Source organism: Alkalicoccus luteus, assembly GCF_052061695.1.
Taxonomy (GTDB): Bacteria; Bacillota; Bacilli; order Bacillales; family Salisediminibacteriaceae; genus Alkalicoccus; species Alkalicoccus luteus.
In genome coordinates, this window is record NZ_JBPZEY010000005.1 from 86,862 (window position 1) to 109,244 (window position 22,383).

21 protein-coding genes are annotated in these 22,383 nt (G+C 51.8%); all 21 read right to left on the reverse strand.

Features of this window, described 5'->3' with window-relative positions; translation table 11 throughout:
• Positions 1-523: 523 nt before the first annotated feature.
• The 21 genes from ACSZLD_RS08215 to ACSZLD_RS08315 all read right to left on the reverse strand — a co-directional run bounded on the left by ACSZLD_RS08215 (position 524) and on the right by ACSZLD_RS08315 (position 22,315).
• Positions 524-1,315: an ion transporter gene (locus ACSZLD_RS08215; protein WP_444684866.1), complete on the reverse strand. Its 792-nt coding sequence runs from the start codon at positions 1,313-1,315 to the stop codon at positions 524-526.
• Between the two features lie 384 nt (positions 1,316-1,699).
• A complete protein-coding gene (gene hisIE / locus ACSZLD_RS08220; RefSeq protein WP_444684867.1) occupies positions 1,700-2,335 on the reverse strand; it encodes a bifunctional phosphoribosyl-AMP cyclohydrolase/phosphoribosyl-ATP diphosphatase HisIE in 636 nt (211 codons plus the stop codon).
• The gene (gene hisF, locus ACSZLD_RS08225; RefSeq protein ID WP_377909638.1) at positions 2,332-3,090 is read right to left on the reverse strand and encodes an imidazole glycerol phosphate synthase subunit HisF; all 759 of its coding nucleotides are present in this window, start codon (positions 3,088-3,090) and stop codon (positions 2,332-2,334) included. Before hisF ends, hisIE begins: the two co-directional genes overlap by 4 nt.
• Before the next feature lie 2 nt (positions 3,091-3,092).
• Positions 3,093-3,824 carry a 1-(5-phosphoribosyl)-5-[(5-phosphoribosylamino)methylideneamino]imidazole-4-carboxamide isomerase gene (hisA, locus tag ACSZLD_RS08230; RefSeq protein WP_444684868.1) on the reverse strand — a complete coding sequence of 244 codons (732 nt, stop codon included), beginning with the start codon at positions 3,822-3,824 and terminating at the stop codon, positions 3,093-3,095.
• Entirely contained in the window at positions 3,817-4,443 is a 627-nt protein-coding gene (gene hisH / locus ACSZLD_RS08235) for an imidazole glycerol phosphate synthase subunit HisH (protein ID WP_377909636.1), read from the reverse strand. The genes hisA and hisH overlap by 8 nt, the downstream gene beginning before the upstream one ends.
• Positions 4,440-5,030: an imidazoleglycerol-phosphate dehydratase HisB gene (hisB, locus tag ACSZLD_RS08240; protein WP_377909635.1), complete on the reverse strand. Its 591-nt coding sequence runs from the start codon at positions 5,028-5,030 to the stop codon at positions 4,440-4,442. The genes hisH and hisB overlap by 4 nt, the downstream gene beginning before the upstream one ends.
• Positions 5,027-6,307 (reverse strand): histidinol dehydrogenase, encoded by a 1,281-nt coding sequence (gene hisD, locus ACSZLD_RS08245; protein WP_377909634.1) that lies wholly within the window; start codon positions 6,305-6,307, stop codon positions 5,027-5,029. The genes hisB and hisD overlap by 4 nt, the downstream gene beginning before the upstream one ends.
• Positions 6,304-6,951, reverse strand: coding sequence for an ATP phosphoribosyltransferase (gene hisG / locus ACSZLD_RS08250; protein WP_444684869.1), 648 nt, complete (start codon positions 6,949-6,951; stop codon positions 6,304-6,306). Before hisG ends, hisD begins: the two co-directional genes overlap by 4 nt.
• The gene (locus tag ACSZLD_RS08255) at positions 6,948-8,138 is read right to left on the reverse strand and encodes an ATP phosphoribosyltransferase regulatory subunit (protein ID WP_377909632.1); all 1,191 of its coding nucleotides are present in this window, start codon (positions 8,136-8,138) and stop codon (positions 6,948-6,950) included. The genes hisG and ACSZLD_RS08255 overlap by 4 nt, the downstream gene beginning before the upstream one ends.
• Before the next feature lie 212 nt (positions 8,139-8,350).
• Entirely contained in the window at positions 8,351-8,848 is a 498-nt protein-coding gene (locus ACSZLD_RS08260) for an acyltransferase (protein WP_377909631.1), read from the reverse strand.
• 13 nt (positions 8,849-8,861) lie between these two features.
• A complete protein-coding gene (gene ppaX, locus ACSZLD_RS08265) occupies positions 8,862-9,512 on the reverse strand; it encodes a pyrophosphatase PpaX (RefSeq protein WP_377909630.1) in 651 nt (216 codons plus the stop codon).
• A 15-nt stretch (positions 9,513-9,527) separates the two neighbouring features.
• Positions 9,528-10,487 carry a nucleoside recognition domain-containing protein gene (locus tag ACSZLD_RS08270; RefSeq protein WP_444684870.1) on the reverse strand — a complete coding sequence of 320 codons (960 nt, stop codon included), beginning with the start codon at positions 10,485-10,487 and terminating at the stop codon, positions 9,528-9,530.
• A gap of 31 nt (positions 10,488-10,518) precedes the next feature.
• Positions 10,519-11,331 (reverse strand): prolipoprotein diacylglyceryl transferase, encoded by an 813-nt coding sequence (gene lgt, locus ACSZLD_RS08275; protein WP_440898567.1) that lies wholly within the window; start codon positions 11,329-11,331, stop codon positions 10,519-10,521.
• 18 nt (positions 11,332-11,349) lie between these two features.
• Complete coding sequence (hprK, locus tag ACSZLD_RS08280) at positions 11,350-12,288, reverse strand: HPr(Ser) kinase/phosphatase (protein ID WP_444684871.1); 939 nt, start codon at positions 12,286-12,288, stop codon at positions 11,350-11,352.
• 137 nt (positions 12,289-12,425) lie between these two features.
• On the reverse strand, positions 12,426-12,782 hold the full coding sequence (locus tag ACSZLD_RS08285; RefSeq protein WP_377909627.1) for a phage holin family protein: 357 nt from the start codon (positions 12,780-12,782) through the stop codon (positions 12,426-12,428).
• The gene (locus ACSZLD_RS08290) at positions 12,779-12,979 is read right to left on the reverse strand and encodes a PspC domain-containing protein (RefSeq protein ID WP_377909626.1); all 201 of its coding nucleotides are present in this window, start codon (positions 12,977-12,979) and stop codon (positions 12,779-12,781) included. The genes ACSZLD_RS08285 and ACSZLD_RS08290 overlap by 4 nt, the downstream gene beginning before the upstream one ends.
• Before the next feature lie 15 nt (positions 12,980-12,994).
• Entirely contained in the window at positions 12,995-14,104 is a 1,110-nt protein-coding gene (locus tag ACSZLD_RS08295; RefSeq protein WP_444684872.1) for a DUF4097 family beta strand repeat-containing protein, read from the reverse strand.
• Positions 14,105-14,248: 144 nt separating this feature from the next.
• Positions 14,249-17,116 (reverse strand): excinuclease ABC subunit UvrA, encoded by a 2,868-nt coding sequence (gene uvrA / locus ACSZLD_RS08300; RefSeq protein WP_444684873.1) that lies wholly within the window; start codon positions 17,114-17,116, stop codon positions 14,249-14,251.
• A gap of 7 nt (positions 17,117-17,123) precedes the next feature.
• Positions 17,124-19,118, reverse strand: coding sequence for an excinuclease ABC subunit UvrB (gene uvrB / locus ACSZLD_RS08305; protein ID WP_377909623.1), 1,995 nt, complete (start codon positions 19,116-19,118; stop codon positions 17,124-17,126).
• 196 nt (positions 19,119-19,314) lie between these two features.
• Positions 19,315-20,589: a hypothetical protein gene (locus ACSZLD_RS08310; RefSeq protein WP_444684874.1), complete on the reverse strand. Its 1,275-nt coding sequence runs from the start codon at positions 20,587-20,589 to the stop codon at positions 19,315-19,317.
• Positions 20,590-20,824: 235 nt separating this feature from the next.
• Entirely contained in the window at positions 20,825-22,315 is a 1,491-nt protein-coding gene (locus ACSZLD_RS08315) for a S41 family peptidase (RefSeq protein WP_444684875.1), read from the reverse strand.
• Between the last annotated feature and the right edge of the window lie 68 nt (positions 22,316-22,383).

Consider the following 22,383-nt stretch of genomic DNA (forward strand, 5'->3'; position numbering starts at 1 on the left):
CCCTCTGCTTACCTAGCCTGCCGTGGGCTGGCCTTCAGCTATTTCTTAGGGGGATCTCCTTTCTGCAGGGAGGATGGCGCGGCTTCACTCGGACACAGGCTTCTCACCAGAAGCCTTCAAAAGCCAGTCCGGTTCTGCTTGTTGGGGACCAACGTCAGAACAGGCAGACGCGACTGCTTTTTTTACATTTATCATGAATATGATGAAGTACGGTCACCCCGATTCAACATCGAAACGTCCCATCGGGAAGGTTCTATCCTGTATGGAAGCCGATCGTGCAGTCCTAATCGGGTACGTGAAACAGACTGCCAGCTGCCGACATCGAAGGACCTCGACTCCAGGAGGATCAGAAGAACGAGGCGAAGATCCAGCGCTTCCGACGGAAGAAGGAAGAGCCGAGCCCGTTCCCTCCGGAAAGCGAGTGTCCGCAGATACAGGCAGATGCAACGTTACTCACCTGAAATGACTTTATCCACATTCTGAAGACCGGTATGAGGCATCCTCGTAACGGTCTTTTTTCGTGTTATCGGTCCTTATCGCGCAGCAAAATATCCTTGATTTCCTGAATGTCCTGGCGCAGCGCCTCGTTTTCTCTGTACAGGCGCTCCATGTTTTCCTTCTGCGCTTCCTCGTCTTCGTGCCCGAGATAATCGAGAATGACAGCAACGACAAGGTTCAGAATCACGAGGGCCCCGATGACGATGAAGGAGACGAAGTAGAACCAGGCCCATGGAATTTCGGCAATAACCGGCCGCGCTACCTGACTCGCCCACGATTCAAACGTTACCACCTGAAGCAGAGTAAACAAAGACGTATGAAAGCTTCCGAAAAATTCATACGGCAGCACTCCACGGAAAAACGTCGTTCCGATAATCGCATAAATCGAAAAGATCAGGGCCGTCAGACCAAGAATACCCGTCAATGCCGGCAGCGAGCGCATGAGCGAATCAATGATTTTCCGCAGAGCCGGTATAGCCGGGATCATGCGGATCAAGCGCAGCACGCGGATCAGACGAAGCACGCTGACGAGCGGTGTGTTATAAAAGATAAGGCTGAGGGCGACGATCGTAAAATCGAAAATGTTCCACCGTTCAGAAAAATAACCGCGAACCCCGAGACCGATTATCTTGAGCACAAGCTCGACGACAAAGATCCAGACGATAATCGTATCGAGCAGCAGCAGAATTGAATCTCCCGGCCGATAGGATTCCGCTACAATGACAAGACCATTCAACAGAATGACCCCTATAATGACAGGCTGAAACAGGCGGTGCTCGACCAGCCGTCTGATGGTATCACGAAATGATGACTGCATATATGTAATCCGTCCTTCTTTAAAATAATCACGCTCCTGATTATAGCATGAATGCTGCTGTTTGACTCGATCTTACAGCGTTAAAGGCGCTGCATCAGCCCGAATTTCGCAAGCTGCAGTCTACGGAACCAGCGAAGGGTCCTGAATGACTCGCCGGCCTGTGATAATTACGTAACGTCCAGCGCAGGTCACGTAAGGGCGGGCAACGATACCTGACGCCGCAAGATCGAGATAAACCTTCAGCTGCTGAAACAAGACTTTAGAACTCCGGAAAGCGGCAGACGCTCGCATAAGCGGAGTTTTCATTCACAGCCGGTTTCCTGCTCTCCGATTATAAAAAACACTGAAAAAGGAGGCTTTCCCCCTTTTTCAGTGCTCTGTCAACTAGACACCTTTTTTGCCGCTGTGCCGTTCTTCAAGACGCTTGAGTACATCGTCGACGGAAAGCTTCTGCTCCTGCAGAAGAACAAGCCAGTGGTAAAGAAAGTCTGCACTTTCCCAAACGAGCTCCTGCTTATCGCCGTTTTTCGCCGCAATAATAATCTCAGACGCCTCTTCGCCGACCTTCTTGAGAATCTTATCGATTCCCTCTTCAAACAAGTACGTCGTATAAGAGCCTTCCGGCATCGTCTGCTCCCGTTCTGCCAGGAGCCGCTCGAGCTCTTCAATGACGGCAAAGCGATTGGCTGCCGGCGCTTTCTGCAGCATGCTTTTGCTGAAGCAGCTCACCGCACCGGTGTGACAGGCTGGTCCAGCCGGTTCCACCAGTACAACGAGAGCGTCCTGATCGCAGTCAAAACGGACATCTGTCACTCGCTGCGTATTGCCGGATGTCGCTCCCTTGTGCCAAAGCTCCTGGCGGGAACGGCTGTAAAACCACGTTTCACGTGTTTCCAGCGTTTTCTCCAATGATTCTTTATTCATATAGGCAAGCGTGAGAACTTCTTTCGTTGCCTGATCCTGAACGATCGCAGGGATCAGCCCCTGATCGTCAAACGTTAGTTCTTCGATTGCTGTCATCGGATTGGAATCCCCTTTTCTTTAAGATACGCTTTTACTTCTGCCACAGATGTTTCGCGGTAATGAAAAATGGAAGCCGCAAGCGCTGCATCCGCTTTTCCATTTACAAATACAGATTCAAAGTGAGCGGCACTGCCGGCTCCTCCGGATGCAATTACCGGCACCGAAACTGCTTCGCTGACTGCTTTCGTTAGTTCTTCTGCAAAGCCGCTCTTTTCTCCATCCTCGTCCATGCTCGTCAACAGAATTTCCCCTGCACCGAGACGGACGGCCTCGGTTACCCAGGAGATGACGTCCCGCTCCGTCGGCTTTCGACCACCGTGCGTGTACACTCGCCATGAGTCTAATTCGTCATCCCATTTGGCATCCACCGCCAGCACGATACACTGGCTTCCGAAAAAGTCTGCGCCTTCTCTGATCAGCTCCGGCCGCATTAAGGCCGCCGTGTTAAGCGACACTTTATCAGCCCCGGCCCGCAGGATCCGCTTCATGTCTTCCAGAGAATTGATGCCGCCGCCGACGGTAAACGGAATCGCAAGCTTTCCGGCCACTTCTTCGACGACGTCCACCATCGTTTCCCTTCCTTCGTGAGAAGCGGAAATATCGAGGAAAACAAGCTCATCGGCCCCCTGCTCATCGTAAAACGATGCGAGCTCAACCGGGTCACCCGCGTCGCGGAGGTTCACAAACTGAACCCCCTTGACGACACGGCCTTCTTTTACGTCTAAACACGGAATGATTCGTTTTGTCAGCATGCTTACGACTCCTCCTTCAGCGCATCCTCCAAGGTAAGAGCATCGGTATAAATCGCTTTACCAATGATCGCTCCGGAAATACCGTCTCCGCTGCGCGAGGCCAGCTCCTTTACGTCATCCATGCTGCTGACTCCGCCCGATGCAATCACGCGCTTGCCGGTTGCCCGTCCAAGAGAAGCAATGGCCTCGACGTTCGGTCCGGACATCATGCCATCCTTCGAAATGTCTGTCATGATAAACGTCTCTGCGCCTGCCTCAGCGAGCCGCTTACCAAGCTCATCTGCTCTCACCTGTGACGTTTCCAGCCAGCCGTGTGTAGCAGCGTATCCGTCACGCGCATCAATTCCGATTGCAATCCGGCTCCCGTATTTCTCCAGCATTTCTGAAGCAAACTCTGGATCGGCGACAGCCGAGCTGCCAAGAATCACACGTGCAACCCCGGCTTCCAAATAGCGGGTTATGTCTGCTTCTGTACGGATTCCACCGCCGATCTGAATATTTGCGTCCAGCTCTTTAGCAGCACGAATAACGTGTGCATCGTTCACCGGTTTACCTGCTTTTGCCCCGTCCAAATCCACCATATGAATCCAGGAAGCGCCTTTTTCTGCAAAAGCCGCTGCCATATCGAACGGCGAATCGCCGTACACTGTTTCCTGATCGTAGTCTCCCTGCAAAAGACGGACGCACTTGCCGCCGCGGATATCAATCGCCGGATAAATAGTGAAATCAGTCAACTTCAACGCCTCCCTTCTGCTCTACAAAGTTTTTCAGCATGCTCATCCCGACACTGCTGCTTTTTTCCGGATGAAACTGTGTGGCCCAGACCGATCCGGATGCTGCGACTGCCGGCACTTCTGCATCTGCATAATCGGTTACGGCTACCAGTACCTCATCCGAACCTGCCTCCACGTAATAGGAATGCACAAAATAGACGTGCCCCTCTTCAACCTGATACAGCACCGGGTGTGCGGGCTGTTTAAAATGGAGCTTATTCCAGCCCATGTGAGGTACTTTCACACCGTTCTCCCGAAAACGGACGACCTTGCCCGGCAGCAGGCCGAGCCCCTTTGTCGATCCGTTTTCCTCGCTCTCGTCAAACAGAAGCTGCATGCCGAGACAGATACCAAGCAGCGGCTTGCCGTCACGAGCCCATTCTATAACAAACGTATCGAGCCCTCGTTTCGCAAGCTCCGCCATCCCATCACGAAACGAACCTACACCAGGAAGAATCAGCATGTCTGCTTGTTTCAGCTCGGCAGGATCTTCCGACAGAAAGGGATCGTGGCCGATTCGTTCCAGCGCTTTTGTGACGCTGTGCAGATTCCCCATTCCATAGTCGATGATACCGATCATGACAAACTTCCTTTCGTGGATGGAATTCCCTTCACACGCGGGTCCAGCTGAACCGCTTCATCCAGCGCACGGCCCAGCGCCTTAAATACCGCTTCGATGATGTGATGCGCGTTCGTTCCGTAGTGTACGTTCACATGCAGGTTCATGCGGGCCTCGAGCGCGAGCTTCCACAGAAATTCTTCGATCAGCTCGGTATCAAATGTCCCCAGCTTCTGATGCGGGATGGTGCCTTTCAGCTCAAAATGAGGCCGGTTGCTCAAATCAATTACCACGTGAGCAAGCGCATCATCCATCGGTACAAATGCAGAGCCGTAGCGGCGGATGCCCCGTTTATCACCGAGCGCTTCCTGAAGTGCAGACCCGAGCACAATACCGATGTCCTCAGTCGTGTGGTGATCGTCAATTTCCGTATCACCACGTGCTGTCAGCTTCAGATCGAACAGCCCATGCCGCGTAAACAGATCAAGCATGTGCGTCATAAAAGGTACGTCCGTGTGCAAGTCTGCTTCTCCACTTCCATCGAGGTTCAGCTCCAGCTCAATCTGTGTTTCCTTCGTATCCCGTTTTCGTTCTGCAGTCCGGCTCATGGTCGGTCTCCCTTCTTCATGCGAATCTCAATGGCTCGTGCATGTGCTTCAAGCTGCTCCAGCCTTGCAAATGCGGCAATTTTAGCGCCGTTGTCTTTCAGCGCCTGTTCGCTGTATGATAAAATGCTCGTTTTCTTCGTAAAGTCATCCACGTTCAGCGGACTTGAAAAGCGTGCCGTGCCGTTCGTCGGCAGCACGTGATTCGGTCCGGCAAAATAGTCACCTACCGGTTCTGAGCTGTTTTCTCCAAGGAAAATAGCGCCGGCGTGGCGAATTTTAGCCATCACGTCCCACGGCTTGGCAGTATGGAGCTCGAGATGCTCCGGAGCAAGTTCATTCACAGCTGCACATGCTTTATCCAAATCGGCCGCAACGTAGATCGCGCCGTGATTATCGATCGACGGACCGGCAATTTCTTTTTTCGGAAGCGTCTGCAGCTGCTTCTCCACTTCCTGCTTCGTCTCCTCAGCCAGCTCCTGACTCGTTGTGACAAGCACAGCTGATGACATCGGATCATGCTCAGCCTGGCTCAGCATATCGGCTGCGATGAAATCTGCATGTGCCGATTCATCTGCTAAAATGACAATTTCACTCGGTCCTGCCAGCATATCGATGTCGATATGGCCGAAAACGAGCTGCTTCGCAAGCGTCACAAAGATGTTGCCCGGTCCGGTGACCTTATCGACCGGTGCGATTGTTTCTGTCCCAAACGCCAGCGCAGCAACCGCCTGCGCGCCACCGACTTTATAGATTTCCTTAACGCCCAGCTCATGCGCCACAGCCAGAACGACCGGCGCCAGCTTTCCATCTGAATCCGGGGGACTCACCATGACGATTCGATCGACTCCTGCCACTTGAGCGGGGACGACGTTCATGATGATAGAGGACGGATAAGCAGCTCTCCCGCCAGGTACGTAGACGCCTGCTGCATCGAGAGGCAGAATGCGCTGGCCCAGGATCGTCCCGTCTGCCTTCGTAGTGATCCACGTTTCCCGTCGCTGCCGTTCGTGAAAATCGCGGACATTTGCCGCTGCTTCCCGGATAATGCTGCGCGTCTCTTCTGAAACGGCTGCTGCGCCGGCTTCCAGCTCTTCAGGTGTCACGCGCATGCTGTCCATGACCGCGCCATCAAAGCGCTTTGTCAGTTCAGCTACGGCCTCGTCTCCGCGTGTGCGGACGTCCTCTAAAATCTGCTCCACCGCTCTGCGCTGCTCCGATGTGCCCTGATCAATTGAACGCTTCAGGGACATGCCGCTCGTTAGTGCTTCCAGTTTCATGCTTGTTCCTCCCCGTTGATGACCTCTGCAAGCCGGTCGACCATGTCATCGATCCGGTCGGCTTTCGTGCGGTAGCTGACCGGGTTCACAATGAAGCGCGACGTAATTGGTATCATCGTCTCGAGCTCTACCAGCCCGTTTTCTTTCAGCGTCTGACCAGTGGAGACGATATCAACAATCCGGTCGGCAAGACCGACTATCGGTGCCAGCTCAATCGATCCGTTCAGCTTAATTATTTCGACCTGCTCTCCCTGTTCACGGAAATAGTCGGAAGTCAGCTTTGGATACTTGGAAGCGATTTTCGGTGCGACATCGAGTTCGGGACTGTAGTCCGGGAGGGCCGCAACGGCCATATAGCAGGCGCTGATTTTTAAATCCAGCACTTCGTAAACGTCACGTTCTTCTTCGATCATCACGTCTTTGCCTGCAACTCCGACGTCCGCTACCCCATGCTCCACATATGTCGGCACGTCCATCGGCTTTGCCAGAATAAACTGCATGCCGGACTCCGGCACTTCCAAAATAAGTCTGCGGGAGTCATCGAATTCCGGAGGCAGATCATATCCTGCTTTGCGAAGAAGCCCGACGGCTTCTTCAAATATCCGTCCTTTTGGCATCGCAACGGTCAAGAGCTCCTGATTCATGACTGCGCTCCCCCCTCTCCATTAGATCCAACATAGTACGCCGTGCGGTCGAACTGCTTGGAATATGCATCAATATTAGCAATTCCGCTGATTTCCTGAATCACAACGGAACGGCCTTCGGAACGGAGACGCTGCGCTTCAGCGAACGCTTCTTTCCGTCTTTCTCTGCTGTAAATCACGCAGACATCCTTTTTCACCGACTGTTTCGCCTGGCCAAGTGCTTCTGTCATGCGGTCGACGCGCAGACCGAAGCCCGTTGCCGGCTCTTCGTGATGAAACCGTCCGAGCAGCTGGTCGTAACGCCCGCCGCCTCCAAGCGGATACCCGAGTCCTTCGCTGTACGCTTCAAAGACGACACCGGTGTAATAGCTCATGTGCATGACGAGGTTCAAGTCCAGAATGAGACAGTCCTCTACGTCAAAATCAGCAAGCACATCAAGCAGGCTCTCCAGCTGATCAAGCGCTTTCTGACCGGCACGTGATTCGGTAATGCTGCGGGCACGCTCAATAATGGAGGCGTCCCCTTTTAGACGAAGCAGTTCCAGCAGCCGCCGCTTATCAAGCGAAGAAAGCGGAAGCTGTTCAACTGCTTTGCGAAAGCCGACATAATTTTTCTCATACAAATAACGCCGGAATTCGGAAGCCCGCTCCTCGTTGCCGAGAACTTCCTTCAAAAGAGCATTTACGAAACCGACGTGACCGACTGCCACTTGATACGTCGGAAGACCAGCTGCTTTCATAGAGGAAACCATCAGCGAGATCACTTCCGCATCTGCGCTGACCGAATCATCTCCGATCAGCTCGACGCCTGCCTGTTCAAACTCAGCCGGACGTCCTCCTTCATACTGCTGTGCCCGAAAAACGGGAGCATCATAGGTCAGCCGCAGCGGGCGCTCCGCTGTCTTCATTGTGGAAGCAGCGATTCGTGCGATCGGTGCAGTCATATCCGGACGCAGCACGAGCGTATTGCCTTCCTGATCCAGCAGCTTAAACAGCTGTCGGTCAAGAATGGCAGATGCACTACCGACCGTTTCGTTAAATTCAACAGCGGGAGTTTCCACAAACTCATAGCCCCACTGTGTGACTTCCTGCGTCACCCCCCGCTTAATCTGCTGCTTCAGCTGATATAGCTCAGGCAATGTATCCCGCATTCCCTGCGGTTTTTCAAACATAAACAGCTTCGTCATGTCATCAGTCTTCCTTTCCTGTCTGTATCGATTGATTCCGGATCCCGGAACCGACCTGTTCTCCGTTCACTTTAATGTGCTAACGTGATAGAGCAATAAAGATCTTATGACATATATTACACGCCATCCCTGCCTCCGTCAACCGGAACGGAATCGATTAAAAAAGCGGCCTGACAGAGCATCCCCTATCAGTACCGCCTCTCCGGCTCTGTTCATTTTTCCGTCTCGCCTGGACGGATCAGTTGCATCGGATTCCCGCCTACAAACGCTCCAGGCGGCACGTCTTTATGCACAAGTGTAGCCGCGGATACTACCGCCCCGTCTCCGATCGTAACACCGGGCAGAATCGTACAGTTCGCTCCGATCATGACATTGTCGCCAATGATCACATCACCCAGACGGTATTCACTGATCAAATATTCGTGTGCCAGAATCGTCGTGTTATAGCCGACTACACTGTTCCGGCCAATTGAGATGCGCTCCGGGAACATCACATCAAACATGACCATCAGCGCAACAGCAGCTTCCGGACCGATCTTAGCTCGCAAAAACGTACGGTAAAGCCAGTTTTTCACAGGCAGAAACGGTGTATACCGCGCCGTTTGAATAACAGCAAAGTTCCGCACCACCTTCCAGAACGGAACAGTTTTGTAGATGTGCCAGAGTGAGTTGGCGGTCTCCACCGGGTAGCTTGTCGTGTTCCGGGGCATGGCGCTCCTCCTCTCAGTGCTTTTCCACAAAGGAAATCAAATCAGTCATCTGCTCCAGCATCGCATCCGGCTCAAACCGCTGCAAATGATCGCGGCCTTTAATAGACCAGGAGACACCGGCTGAACGCGTTCCCGTGTTTTTTCCGGCGAGAATATCGTGCTCGCTGTCGCCGACCATCACCGCCTGCGCAGGCCGGCGGTTCAGCTGTCCAAGCGCGTTTAGCAGCGGCTCCGGATCCGGTTTCCATTTCGATACGTGATCGAGCGCCACGACAACTGGAAAATACTGCTCCATGTTCATCAGCTTCAGCCCTTTTCGTGCTGTATCACTTCGCTTCGTTGTGACAACTGCAAGTGAATAAGCGTGACGCTGCAAATAGTCCAGCGTTTCATGTACCCCGTCATAGCCTTTTACCAGCTCATCATGGTGCGCGTGATTAAAGCGGCGGTAAACGCTGATCATGTCGTCAGCGTAGTCCGGATTCAGCCTCGTGAACGTCTCCGATAGAGGAGGACCGATAAACCCGGCAATGTCCTCTCTTCCGTATACTCCCGGGAAATACTGGTTCAACGTATGCTCAAACGAGGCGACAATGAGGTCAATCGTATTGATCAGCGTACCGTCCAGATCAAACAGCACGGTATTCAGTTCGTTCTGTTTCATGTCGATTCGTCCTTTCTACCGGTCTGACGATGCGGCTGCAGCCGGCTGCTCTTCTTCCTGCTCCTGCCGCTCAAGCCTGTTCCAGATAAACGCCACAGCGGCTGTCAACAAAATCGCTGTTACCAATCTGACTAGCAGCAGCGGCCACAGCGGAATACCCAGCGGTGCAAAAATCAGCGTATCTTCGATCACTGCGTGGCAGGCAACGAGGAAAATAAACACCAGATACAAATCCTTTTTCGATACGCCGTCTTCTTTTGCCGCCTGGATCATGACCCCTGCTCCATACGCGAGCCCGAACAGCAGTCCGGATGCCAGCGTCGTCGATGTGTTCGGTTTCACACCGAGCAGCTTGGTAAACGGCGTCATCCACCTTGAGAACACAGGCAGCCAGGAGAGGTCCTTCATAATTTGTACAAACAACATGATCGGAATGACAATCGCAGCCAGCTGCAGAATTCCGATAAAGGCAGCTTCCACCCCGTAGAAAAAGATATCGGCCGTACCGCTTACTTCCTCGGGGCTCGCCGGCACAAAGCCGTAGCTCGCCTGCTCTGATCCGCCGCGCCAAACGAGATGAATCACCCAGGCAGACACAAGCGCCAGCCCGATTCGCACTGCAAGCACAACGCTGATCCGCAAGCCGACCTGCTTTGCGACAGCAGATTCTACGAACAAGTTATGTGAAAACGACAGCATAACGGCAAGAATAAATACTTGCTTTACCGTCAAGTCCATTGTCAGCATGGCTCCGATCGCCGCATACAAATTCAGCACATTGCCAAGGACAAGCGGAATAGCTGCCTCTCCCGGAAGACCGATCAAGCCCATCATCGGAGAAAGGACCCTCGTCAGCCAGTCCATGACAACGGTCTGACTGAGCATCGTCACAATCAGCGTGATCGGAAAGATTATTTTACCGAGCTTCCACGTCGTTGCAAGTCCGGCGAGCAGGCCTTTTTTTAATGTCTGCATAAGAAAACTAGCATCCTTTCCCGCTTGACGGTCAATCGTCTAAATAACGCTTCGTATATCCTGCTTTGCGCCAGTAGATAATTAACGCAATACTACCTGCAATCAGGACGGCAGACAGCACCATCGCGGTTCGGAAGGTTCCAAAGAGCAGGAGGTAGTCGGTACGTATTCCTTCTATAAAGAATCGTCCGATTGAATAGTAAATCACGTATGTCAGAAACAGCTCGCCACGGCGCAGGTTGACACGCCGTAAATAGAGCAGCAGCGCCACCCCGGCCAGGCTCCAAAGCGATTCATACAAAAAGGTCGGGTGATAATAGCTGCCGTTAATGTACATTTGATCGATAATAAACGTCGGCAGAAACAGAGATTCGAGGAACTGACGGGAGACTTCCCCTCCATAAACCTCCTGATTCACAAAGTTTCCCCAGCGGCCTACAGCCTGTCCGAGCAAAATACTCGGCGCTGTGATGTCCGCCATCTTCCAAAAAGAAACATTTTTCACGCGGCAGAATAAATAAGCGGTCAGCACGGCTGCAATCAAACCGCCGTGAATCGCAAGCCCGCCTTCCCAAATAAAGAAGACGCGCACTGGATCTTCCGCAAATTGTTCCCACCGGAAAATCACGTAGTACAATCTCGCTCCAATGATTGCTGCCGGTAGCGCCCACATGAGCAAGTCCGCTAGCAAATCATCCGGCATCCCGCGTTTTTTCGCTTCGCGATTGGCAATCAGATAACCTAAAAAGGCACCGAGTCCGATCAGCAGGCCGTACCAGTGGATTGAGATTGGACCAATTTCAAATGCGATTGGATTCATAGGTTGTATCGAATATAGCAACATGGTCACCTCAACTGTTGTTTAGTCATGATCGTGATCGCCTTCTTCAATCACGGTCGCAAGCCGTTCGGAAAACTGTTCGGCTGCATTAATACCCATCCGCTTAAGGCGGAAGTTCATCGCCGCTACTTCAATGATAACGGCCAGGTTCCGGCCTGGTCGCACCGGCACCGTAATTTTTGGAAGGTTCGTTTCGAATATTTGAATAAAATCCTCATCCAGTCCGAGCCGGTCGTACTGTTTTTTCTGATCCCACGCCTCGAGATCAATGGCAAGTCCAAGCCGTTTTTCATTTCGCACAGAGCCGGCGCCGAAAAGCGTCATCACATTGATGATGCCAAGCCCCCTTATTTCAAGCAGGTGACGGATTAAATCCGGCGAACGCCCAACTAGCACGCCGTCCTGCTCTTCGCGGATTTCAACGGAATCATCGGCTACGAGCCGATGCCCGCGCCTGACAAGGTCCAGCGCTGTTTCACTTTTACCAACACCGCTCGAGCCGGTGATCAGCACGCCGATTCCGTAAATATCGATCAGCACGCCGTGCATCGCCGTCATCGGTGCGAGCCTGCTTTCCAAATAGGTCGTCAGCTTGGAGCTGAGTCTCGTCGTGGCAATCTCAGCGGAAAAGACGGGCACGCCTACTTCGTTAGCCGCATTTTTTAACGTATCGGGTACTTCGATTCCCCTGGAAAGAATGATCGCCGGAGTATCATACGTGCAAAGACGCTGCATCCGGTCCACCTGGTCCTCTTCCGCCAGCTGCTCATAAAACGACATCTCTGTTTTCCCTAACAGCTGAATCCGCTTCGCCGGATAGTATGTAAAAAAGCCAGCCATTTCCATGCCCGGTCGCGAAATATCACTTGTTGTAATAGGACGGTAGGTCACCGCTTCTTCGTCATTCATCAGCGTCAGGTCAAATTCCTCCATCAGTCGATCTGCTGTCACTTCTGCCATGCTGCATCTGCTCCTCTCCTGCTCGCTTCATCTTTTTCCATTCTAGCATACCAGAGGAACTCCCGGACGGAAAGCGCCTCCGCTCTCCGCACGAAAAAACGGTCCGGCTGATGCCGGACCGCTGCAGACGTCCATCGCTACCGCTTCGTGAGCGGATCGATGATAAAGTTCGATATGATCGCATTCAGCAGCGCAAAGATCACCGCTGCAAGCAGACCGTTGAAAAAGCCGTCAATGACAAAGCTGTCTCCCATAAACCATGCGGTCAGCATGAGCGTAATGGCGTTGATGACGAATAAAAACAATCCGAGTGACAAAATCGTAATCGGCAGCGTCAGTACGACGAGAATCGGCTTCACAATGACGTTCACAACGGCGAGGATCAGGGCGGCAATCACAGCCGCACCGAAGCCTGTCAACTCGATACCGTTGAAGAAATACGCGATAATCAGGAGAACGACTGCGTTCACAATCAGCTGTATCAGCCAGCTCATAGTCCTCTCACATCCCCCTCATTCGGCATGAGAAATACTCCGATCAAATAGAGTGACACGACAAGCAGGGAAAACGGGAAAAACAGAACAATCGCTGCAATACGCACGACCGTCGGATCAATTCCAAAATACTTGCCGAGTCCTCCGCACACTCCTGCCAGCTTGCGGTCTTCAATCGTCCGGGACAGCTGTTTCATGCAAGACACCTCCGGTTATTTAACGTGAATCGAACCTGTAGTGGATTCGGCCTCAATATAGAAATGGCCGTCTCCCTCCTTGTTCGCAAGAAACGTCTGCCGCTTCTGAGCATAATCCTTTTTCTCTTCAATCACGCTCATATTCGGCAGCTGGCAGTGCAGACCGCCGACAGTGGTCTTCACGTCTGCTTCCACTTTTACGCCGTCCGGAACTGCCACATAGACGCTGCCCATCACCGTTTTCAAGTATGCCTTGGACTGGGACGCTTCCGAAAGACGGAAATGCAGCGTGCCATTGACTGATTCCAGATGAAAGTCGCCTCGTCCGGCATCCACTGTTACCGTCCCGTTCATGGATTTCAATTCTCCATCCATCGCATTAAATTGGCGCACGGTAATCGAGCCGTTCGTCGTTTCAATTCTGGCTTCTTTTGCATCGATCCGTTCAACGGCGATCTTACTGTTGACGCCCCGGATATCGAGTTTATGAACCGGCAGGCTCCCGGCATTTATACGTCCGTTGAACGCATATATTTTCAGCTTTTCCAGATCGCCGGTCGGCAGATACACCACCGTATTCACTTTCATCGATTTTTTACGGACATCAAAGCGGAGCCGGCCGTTGGAAATGCTGAACTGGGCTTCGCGTAAAAATTCACGTCTGGCCGTTTCTGCATCCTTCACGCGAAACACCTGGACGTCGCATTCAATCCGCACCTTCTTCTCGTCGGAAGGACGAATTTCAACCGCACCGTTCTCCACGTGAATATCGGCTTCCTTTACATACACATCGCGCTGCTGAAACACATGATCGATTTTCTCAGCGGTTCCGAAGTTAAAATCAAGATCAAACTCCTTCAGCCGGTGCACAGCATCATCAACAAAGCCGGAAAACTTATTGGCAAAGCTCGTCATCTTTTCTTCTGCACGGCGATAGCTCCATTCGCCGCTCTCCTGGCTGTTTCTGTCCGAATGCGCAGAATCGTCTTCAAAAGAAGTCTGTTCCGGTTCCGGCTCTGCCTGCTTTTCACGCTCATTAATCGTTTCCAGCAGACGCATACCTTCCTCGGCAGAAATTTTCCCGTCCTCGATCATCTTCAGAATCATTTTCCGTTCTTCCTGCATGATCAAACGCCCCTTTCCATAGTCGGCAGGTCCAGTTTCCCGCCCCTGCCTTCATAATACAGCAGCCTCCACAGAGTTCCCTCCGTCCGGAGGCGTATTCTCCATCGGCATTCGGGTGTATTACGGATCAGCGCCGCAGATGTTTCATCTCGCGGTTGCCGGTTCTGCTTTCTCATTCATTCGCTTGCGCTCACGCTCCAGGATCGGCTTCAAAAAGCGTCCGGTATGGGAGGCTTCCACTTCTGCGACTTCTTCCGGCGTTCCTTCGGCCACCAGCTCCCCGCCGCCGTTTCCGCCTTCCGGACCGAGATCAATGACGTGGTCGACCGTTTTAATCACGTCAAGATTGTGTTCGATGACGACGACCGTATCCCCGTTCTCCACAAGGCGCTGCAACACGTGAAGCAGTTTCTCAATGTCTGCAACGTGCAGCCCGGTTGTCGGCTCGTCCAGTATATAGAAGGTTTTCCCGGTGGAACGCCGGTGCAGCTGCGAAGCCAGTTTAACCCGCTGCGCTTCCCCTCCGGAAAGCGTCGTTGCCGGCTGGCCGAGCTTAATATAGCCGAGACCGACATCCTGCAGCGTTGTCACCTTTCGTTTAATTCGCGGGATATTTTCGAAGAAATCGACTGCTTCATCCACCGTCATATCGAGTACATCCGCGATATTTTTGCCTTTGTATTTAATTTCAAGCGTTTCTCGATTGTACCGTTTTCCGTGGCATTCCTCGCACGGGACATAGACATCAGGAAGGAAGTGCATCTCGATTTTAATGATCCCGTCACCGCGGCAGGCTTCACAGCGGCCGCCTTTCACGTTAAAGCTGAAGCGCCCCTTCTTATAGCCGCGCACCTTCGCTTCGTTCGTCATTGCAAACACGTCGCGGATATCATCAAACATGCCTGTATACGTGGCTGGATTTGAACGCGGCGTTCTGCCGATCGGCGACTGATCGATGTCGACCACCTTTTCCAGCTGATCGATTCCTTTTACTTCCTTCACTTTGCCAGGCTTCGCCTTCGCTGTTGTGAGCTTTAAAGACAGGGAACGTTTCAAAATGTCGTTAATCAGCGTACTTTTCCCGGATCCCGATACCCCGGTCACGGCATTGAGCAGTCCAAGCGGAATAGACACGTCTGTGTTTTTCAGGTTATTTTCTGACGCTCCCTTAATCTGCAGACGGCGTTTCGTCGGCTTCCGTCGTTCAGTGGGGAGGGAAATAAACTTTTCACCGGACAAGTACTTGCCTGTCAGCGATTTTTCGTCTTTCATCACTTCCTCAGGAGTGCCGGTTGAACAAATGCTGCCGCCGTTCACTCCGGCCCCAGGTCCGATATCAATCAGATGATCGGCCGCTAGCATCGTATCCTCATCGTGTTCAACAACGATCAGCGTGTTGCCGAGATCCCTCATTCTTTCGAGCGTGCTGATCAGCCGGTGATTGTCCCGCTGATGCAGCCCGATGGATGGTTCATCGAGAATGTAAAGCACGCCCATGAGAGAAGATCCGATTTGAGTAGCGAGCCGGATTCGCTGCGCTTCTCCGCCGGAAAGCGTTCCTGCCGAACGTGACAGCGTCAAATACTCAAGACCGACATTTACCAGGAACCCGAGCCGCTCCTTAATTTCACGAAGTATCATCCGGGCAATTGTCATATCCTTTTCCGACAGCGTCAGGCTGTCAAAAAACTGATCTGCTTCGGAGATCGACATATCGGTTACTTCCCCAATATGCCGGCTGTCTATTTTTACCGCCAGCGATTCCTCGCGCAGACGGTTCCCATCGCAGGACGGACATGGTTTTTGAGCCATGTACTGCTCCATCTGTTCGCGGATATAGTCTGATCCAGTTTCCCGGTAGCGTCTGGCGACGTTTTTCAGCACGCCTTCAAAGTAAATATCCTTCTCGCGGACGCGTCCAAACTCATTCTCGTAGCGAAAGTGGATTTTTTCGCGGCCGCTTCCATCAAGTATAATCGCTTTTTCCTTTTTTGAGAGCTTTTTAAACGGCTTGTCCATATCAATTTTATAGTGAGCGCAGACGCTTGCAAGGAGCGAAGGGTAATACTGGGAGCTTGTCGGCTTCCAAGCCGCAATCGCATGTTCGTTCAGCGTCAGCGACGGATCAGGTATAATCAGCTCCTCATCCACCTCAAGCTTATGGCCGAGACCGTCACAGCTCGAGCATGCGCCGAACGGGCTGTTAAAGGAGAACATCCGCGGCTCCAGCTCGCCTATGGAAAAGCCGCAGTGCGGACAGGCATGGTGCTGGTTAAACAGCAGCTCTTCCTGGTCAATTACATCGACAATGACCTGACCTTCAGCAAAATTCAGTGCCGTCTCAAGCGAGTCCGTGAGCCGTGTTTCAATTCCTTCCTTTATCATGATCCGGTCGATAATGACTTCGATATTATGCTTTTTATTCTTATCGAGTGTTATCTTTTCTGCCGCTTCACGCATCTCTCCATTGACGCGGACTCTGACATAACCCTGTTTCTTTATATCTTCCAGTACTTTCGCATGCGTTCCCTTGCGTCCAGAAACAACCGGTGCGAGAATCTGCATTTTTGTGCGCTCTTCGTATGCCATGAGCTGGTCTGCCATCTGCGTTACCGTCTGTGAAGTGATTTCCACTCCGTGAACCGGGCAGATCGGCGTTCCGACTCTCGCAAACAGCAGGCGAAGATAGTCGTAAATTTCCGTAACGGTTCCCACTGTCGACCTTGGATTTTTCGACGTTGTTTTCTGATCAATGGAAATAGCCGGGCTCAGTCCGTCAATCGAATCAACGTCCGGTTTATCCATCTGGCCGAGAAACTGACGGGCGTAAGCAGACAGGGACTCCACGTAGCGCCGCTGCCCTTCCGCGTAAATCGTGTCAAAAGCGAGCGAAGATTTACCTGACCCTGAGAGACCGGTCATGACAACGAGCTTGTTTCTCGGAATCGTCACATCAATATCTTTCAGGTTGTGGGATCTGGCCCCCTTCACAACAATGTTATCTAAAGCCATGTTTGTCTCATCCTTCCGCTTTCAATTCTAAGATGACGTCACGCAGTTCGGCAGCTCGCTCGAAGTCGAGGTCTTTAGCAGCCTGCTTCATTTCAAGCTCCATACGCTCCACTACTTTTTCACGTTCCTTTTTCGTCAGCTTTTTATTCGGTGCTTTTTCAAGCGCTTCGTATGTTTCGTCTTCCTCAGCAGCGAATGTTGCCTTTATCAGCTCCGGAATTGCTTTTTGAATCGTCGTAGGTGTAATTCCGTACTTGTCGTTATACTCTTTTTGTATGGAACGGCGGCGTGTCGTTTCATCGATCGCCACCTGCATGGAGTTCGTCATTTTATCTGCGTACATAATAACGTGACCGTTCGAGTTACGAGCCGCCCGTCCCATCGTCTGAATCAGCGAACGCTCTGCCCGGAGGAAGCCTTCTTTATCCGCATCCAGAATCGCAACGAGTGACACTTCCGGAATGTCGAGTCCCTCCCGAAGCAGGTTAATCCCTACAAGGACGTCGAATTCTCCCTGACGCAGTTCACGGATAATTTCAATGCGTTCCAGCGTTTTAATGTCTGAATGAAGGTACTGCACTTTAATCCCGACCTCTTTTAAATAGCTCGTCAGGTCCTCCGACATTTTTTTCGTCAGCGTCGTGACAAGCACACGTTCACCGCGCTCGCGCCGCAGCCGGATCTCTTCAATCAGATCATCAATCTGTCCTTCAATCGGCCGCACATCAATCGTCGGATCGAGCAGTCCCGTCGGCCGGATGATCTGCTCTACCATTTCTTTTGTATGCTCAATCTCATACGGACCTGGTGTAGCAGATACAAACACGATCTGCCGGATGTGCTTTTCGAACTCTTCAAACTTAAGCGGACGGTTATCTTTTGCCGAAGGAAGCCGGAAGCCGTGGTCAACCAGCACATTTTTGCGGGCCTGATCGCCATTGTACATGCCTCGGACCTGCGGCAGCGTCACGTGGGACTCGTCAATAATAATGAGGGAATCCTCCGGGAAATAGTCAAGCAGTGTGTACGGAGTCGCCCCGGCCTCCCGGAACGTCAGATGCCGCGAGTAGTTCTCAATTCCGGAACAGTATCCGAGCTCCTGCATCATCTCCAGATCGTAGCGTGTCCGCTGTTCCAGCCGCTGAGCCTCCAGCAGCTTGCCTCTGTCATGCATATCCTTTAAAACAGTCTCAAGCTCCGCCTCTATGTTCTTCATTGCACGCTGCAGCTTTTCTTCCCGTGTAACGAAGTGGGAAGCCGGAAAGATAGCAGCGTGCTGCCGTTCGCCTAACACTTCTCCAGTCAGCGCATCTACTTCAGTGATCCGGTCGATTTCATCACCAAAAAACTCCACTCGTAAACAGTGTTCATCGCGGGAAGCCGGGAATATCTCCACGACGTCTCCGCGCACACGGAACGTTCCCCGCTGAAAGTCGATATCGTTCCTCGTATACTGCACATCGACGAGCTGTCGCAGCAGGTCATTGCGTTCACGCTCATCGCCGGTCCTTAATGACACAACAAGATCCCGGTATTCCTCCGGGGAACCCAGGCCGTAAATGCAGGAAACGCTGGCCACGATGATGACATCGTCGCGCTCAAACAGTGAACTCGTCGCGGAGTGGCGCAGCTTATCAATTTCATCATTTATGCTGGCATCTTTTTCGATAAACGTATCCGACTGCGGAATATATGCTTCCGGCTGATAATAGTCATAGTAGCTGACGAAATATTCGACCCGGTTTTCCGGGAAAAACTCTTTAAACTCGCTGTATAGTTGTCCGGCAAGTGTTTTGTTGTGAGCAATGATCAGCGTCGGCTTTTTCACCCGTTCGATCACGTTGGACATCGTAAATGTTTTACCTGTTCCGGTAGCCCCCAGCAAGGTCTGGAATTTCTCTCCCTGCTGAATGCCTTCTACGAGCTTTTCAATTGCTTGCGGTTGATCGCCTGCAGGCTTGTATTTGGATTCTAACTTAAATGGATAGGTTTCAACAGCCACGTTCTGTCACCTTGCCTTCCCTCATTAAACTTTATTCTCCTCATCTAATACCCGATTTTATCCTGATTCACCCATTATATCACGAAATGCAGCTCCGTGCGAACATACATTCTGTTCCTGATTTGGAAGCAGTCCGTCCGGGCTTATACGTCAAAAAACTGTTCCGGAAATGTTCCGGAACAGCCGCGCAGCACAGTCAGCTGCTTTTTTCTTCGTGAGTATTTTCCTTCTCTTCGTCAGCACCTGCGGTTTCTCTGCGATCCTGACGAAGGACGACAAGAGAACGGAGTCCGCGCAGTGATAAATTTGTGTTCTCGTCATCCGGAATAAACAGGCATCCAATTAAATAATGATCGTTCTCATAAATCGACGCCTGCGCAATTCGCTTTTCGCCGTCGCGGTCTACTACTTCCAGCTTCGCATACGCAGAACTCTGTTGCAGCGCTTCGTAAAATGCCGCCTGCGTTTCCACCTGCACACCGTTTGTCTTGACGATGGTTTCGCCCGGCAGAATGTTCAGCTTCTCAGCAGTCGATCCCGGCAGTACACCAAGCACCGTCAGCCCGTTTTCCCGTGCGGTATAAATGCTGACACTTCTTCGGTCTGCTGCCTCAAACGCCCATCCGGCGCTCACACGGCCGAGGAGAACAACGGCGGCGGCTGCGTAAATCATTACCGGCATAAAGAAAGAGGCTGCGAAGAAAACCCCGGTAAGAAGAGCCGTCACAAACAGTCTCGCTCCAACTCGCTCCGATGCAACATCTGGATAACTAGACTGCGCCTTCACCTGATAGCCGAGCAGAAACGGAATCAGCATAAAGCCAAACGTTCCGGTCCCTCCGTCAAGCAGCGGCCACCATCCCTGTGAAACAGTTCCTCCCGCTGGAAAGAGCACCACCGCAGGCATCAGCCAAAGGTTCGATACGGTGTGAGCCCCGACCATCTTGCCGCGAGGACTATTCTGCAAAAGCGGAGAAGAAGAAGCCGCTGTTCGGAATAAAACGGCTTCAAGCAGCATAAGCGTTACGAGCAGCACGCCCAAGTGAAGCATATTCACTTCCTGAAGGGACGCAAGCATACCGTTCAGCCAGGCAGAATCGGTGCCGCCGGCTGGTAAAAAGGGCAAAAGAAGCATAGAAACAGCTGCGGTTACCGTAAAGCTATACCAGGAAGCATGCTGGAACGGCAGCTGGAGCAGCCATACTGCTGTAAACAGCAGCAGAAGTGCATAGGACAGCTCGACCCCGGTTACGACAAAAACAACCGCTGCAGTGAATCCGGCGATCAGTGCTTTAGGTACCGGTGAAAGCAGTGCACTGACAACGTCATGCACCTTCGTATGAAAATGGCGCCTCTCCCGCTTTACGCGTTTTATATGATAAAGAAACAGCCCAAGCACAAATATGTATGTCAGCGGATGCAGAAACAGTCTGCCAACCGCCGTTAACGCTTCAAGCAAAACGGATCCCATGGTGATTCCCTCCTAAACAAACCTGTATATTCTATTCTAAAGGAATTCTTGGAAAAGAACAGCATTTTTCGATTAACTTTTCGTGTCGTTTCTCACCATTATCCCCATGGATTTTATCAATAATAGTCCGCTTTATACGATCAGGTGAAATAACGCATGATGTTCGGGGACACGACGTGATGTGTTCATGAAAAAGAGACTCCGGAAGCGGATCCGGAGTCTCCCTTACAATTATTTACTGAGCCTGTTCCAGCAACAGGTTGAGTGCCTCCTGATACTGAAGATCGTTTTCCTGATCCTGAACGGATTCAATAATCCGTTCCTGAATCGCATCAGCAGTTTCTTCATTGATTTCACCGGTTGCCTCAAGTCCCTCGTCTTCCTGGAATGAGCGGACGGCGTCTTCTGTTGCTTCATCAAAATAGCCGTCTGTCCGATCAGTTTCGTAACCGAGGCCTGTCAGCATTTCCTGTGCACTTTCGACATGCTCACTGAACATATCGAGTACGAGCGGTTCTTCCGCATCAATCGGCGTGCTGTAGAAATAATCAGGCTGCTCAACTTCTACGGTCGGACTGACACCTGCCTCATTGATGTCATTGCCGTCTGATGTAAGCCAACGGAAAAGTGTCAGCTTGAGCTGACTGCCGTCGTCCATCGGCATTGTCTGCTGAACGGTACCTTTGCCGAACGTCGTCGTACCAACGATATCGTGGCCGCCTGCTTCTAGCAGAGCCGCTGCCAGAATTTCAGATGCAGAGGCACTTCCTTCATTAATTAATCCAACAATTGGATAATCCTTTTCTTCTTCCAGATTGGAAACGTGCCGGGTTCTGTCTCCTTCCCGGTCCTCGATCTGAACGACTGTTTCTCCACCAGGAATAATCAGGTCTCCAATGTCTTCAACACTTTGCAGATATCCGCCGGGATTACCGCGGACATCGATCATCAGGCCATCGATGCCTTCTGACTCAAGCTCACCAAGCTCTTCTTCAAACCGTTCAGCTGTATTTTCAGAGAAAGAACGGATTTCAAGAACTCCGATGCTCTGGCCGTCCTGTTCCACAATGTCTCCGTATACTGTTTCCACCGGAATTTCATCGCGCACAACATCGACGTCCATATAGTCCGACATTCCGGGACGGTCTATCGTCAGCGTGACCGTCGTTCCTTTTTCCCCGCGAATTTTCAGTACGGCATCATAAAGCGAAAGTCCTTCTATATCTTCTCCATCAATTTCGATAATCTGATCATTTGGCCGAAGTCCTGCATCTTCCGCCGGCGAATCGCGAAATGGTGCCACGATCGTAACACGGCCGTCTGTCATGCTGACTTCTGCCCCAATCCCTTCAAATGACGATTCCAGTGAGTTCATAAATTCCTCAGCGGTTGATTCATTCATAAAGTCAGAAAAAGGATCATCTAACGTTTCAATCATTCCGGAGATGGCCCCTTCGATAAGCTGCTGCTCATCTACATCTTCCAGATATGTGTCAAGAATCATTTCCATCGCACGCTGTATCTGATCATCATCCGGCTCGGAACCGGTGCTTTCGGTGCTGCCCTGGCTGCTGTCATCATCACTTTCGGCAGATGCCTGCTCGGATGTATTTTCCTGCGGTGCCGCTTCCTGATTGTCTGAAACAGACAGATATGCAAACATACCGCCCGCACCGATTAACAGTGCGAGAACAAATACGACCGGCAGAAATATTCGATTGTTCATATTCCCACCCCATTCATAGAGAAAATGTCTTCCCCCTGATCGATCAGGTATTGTCTACAATCATAACA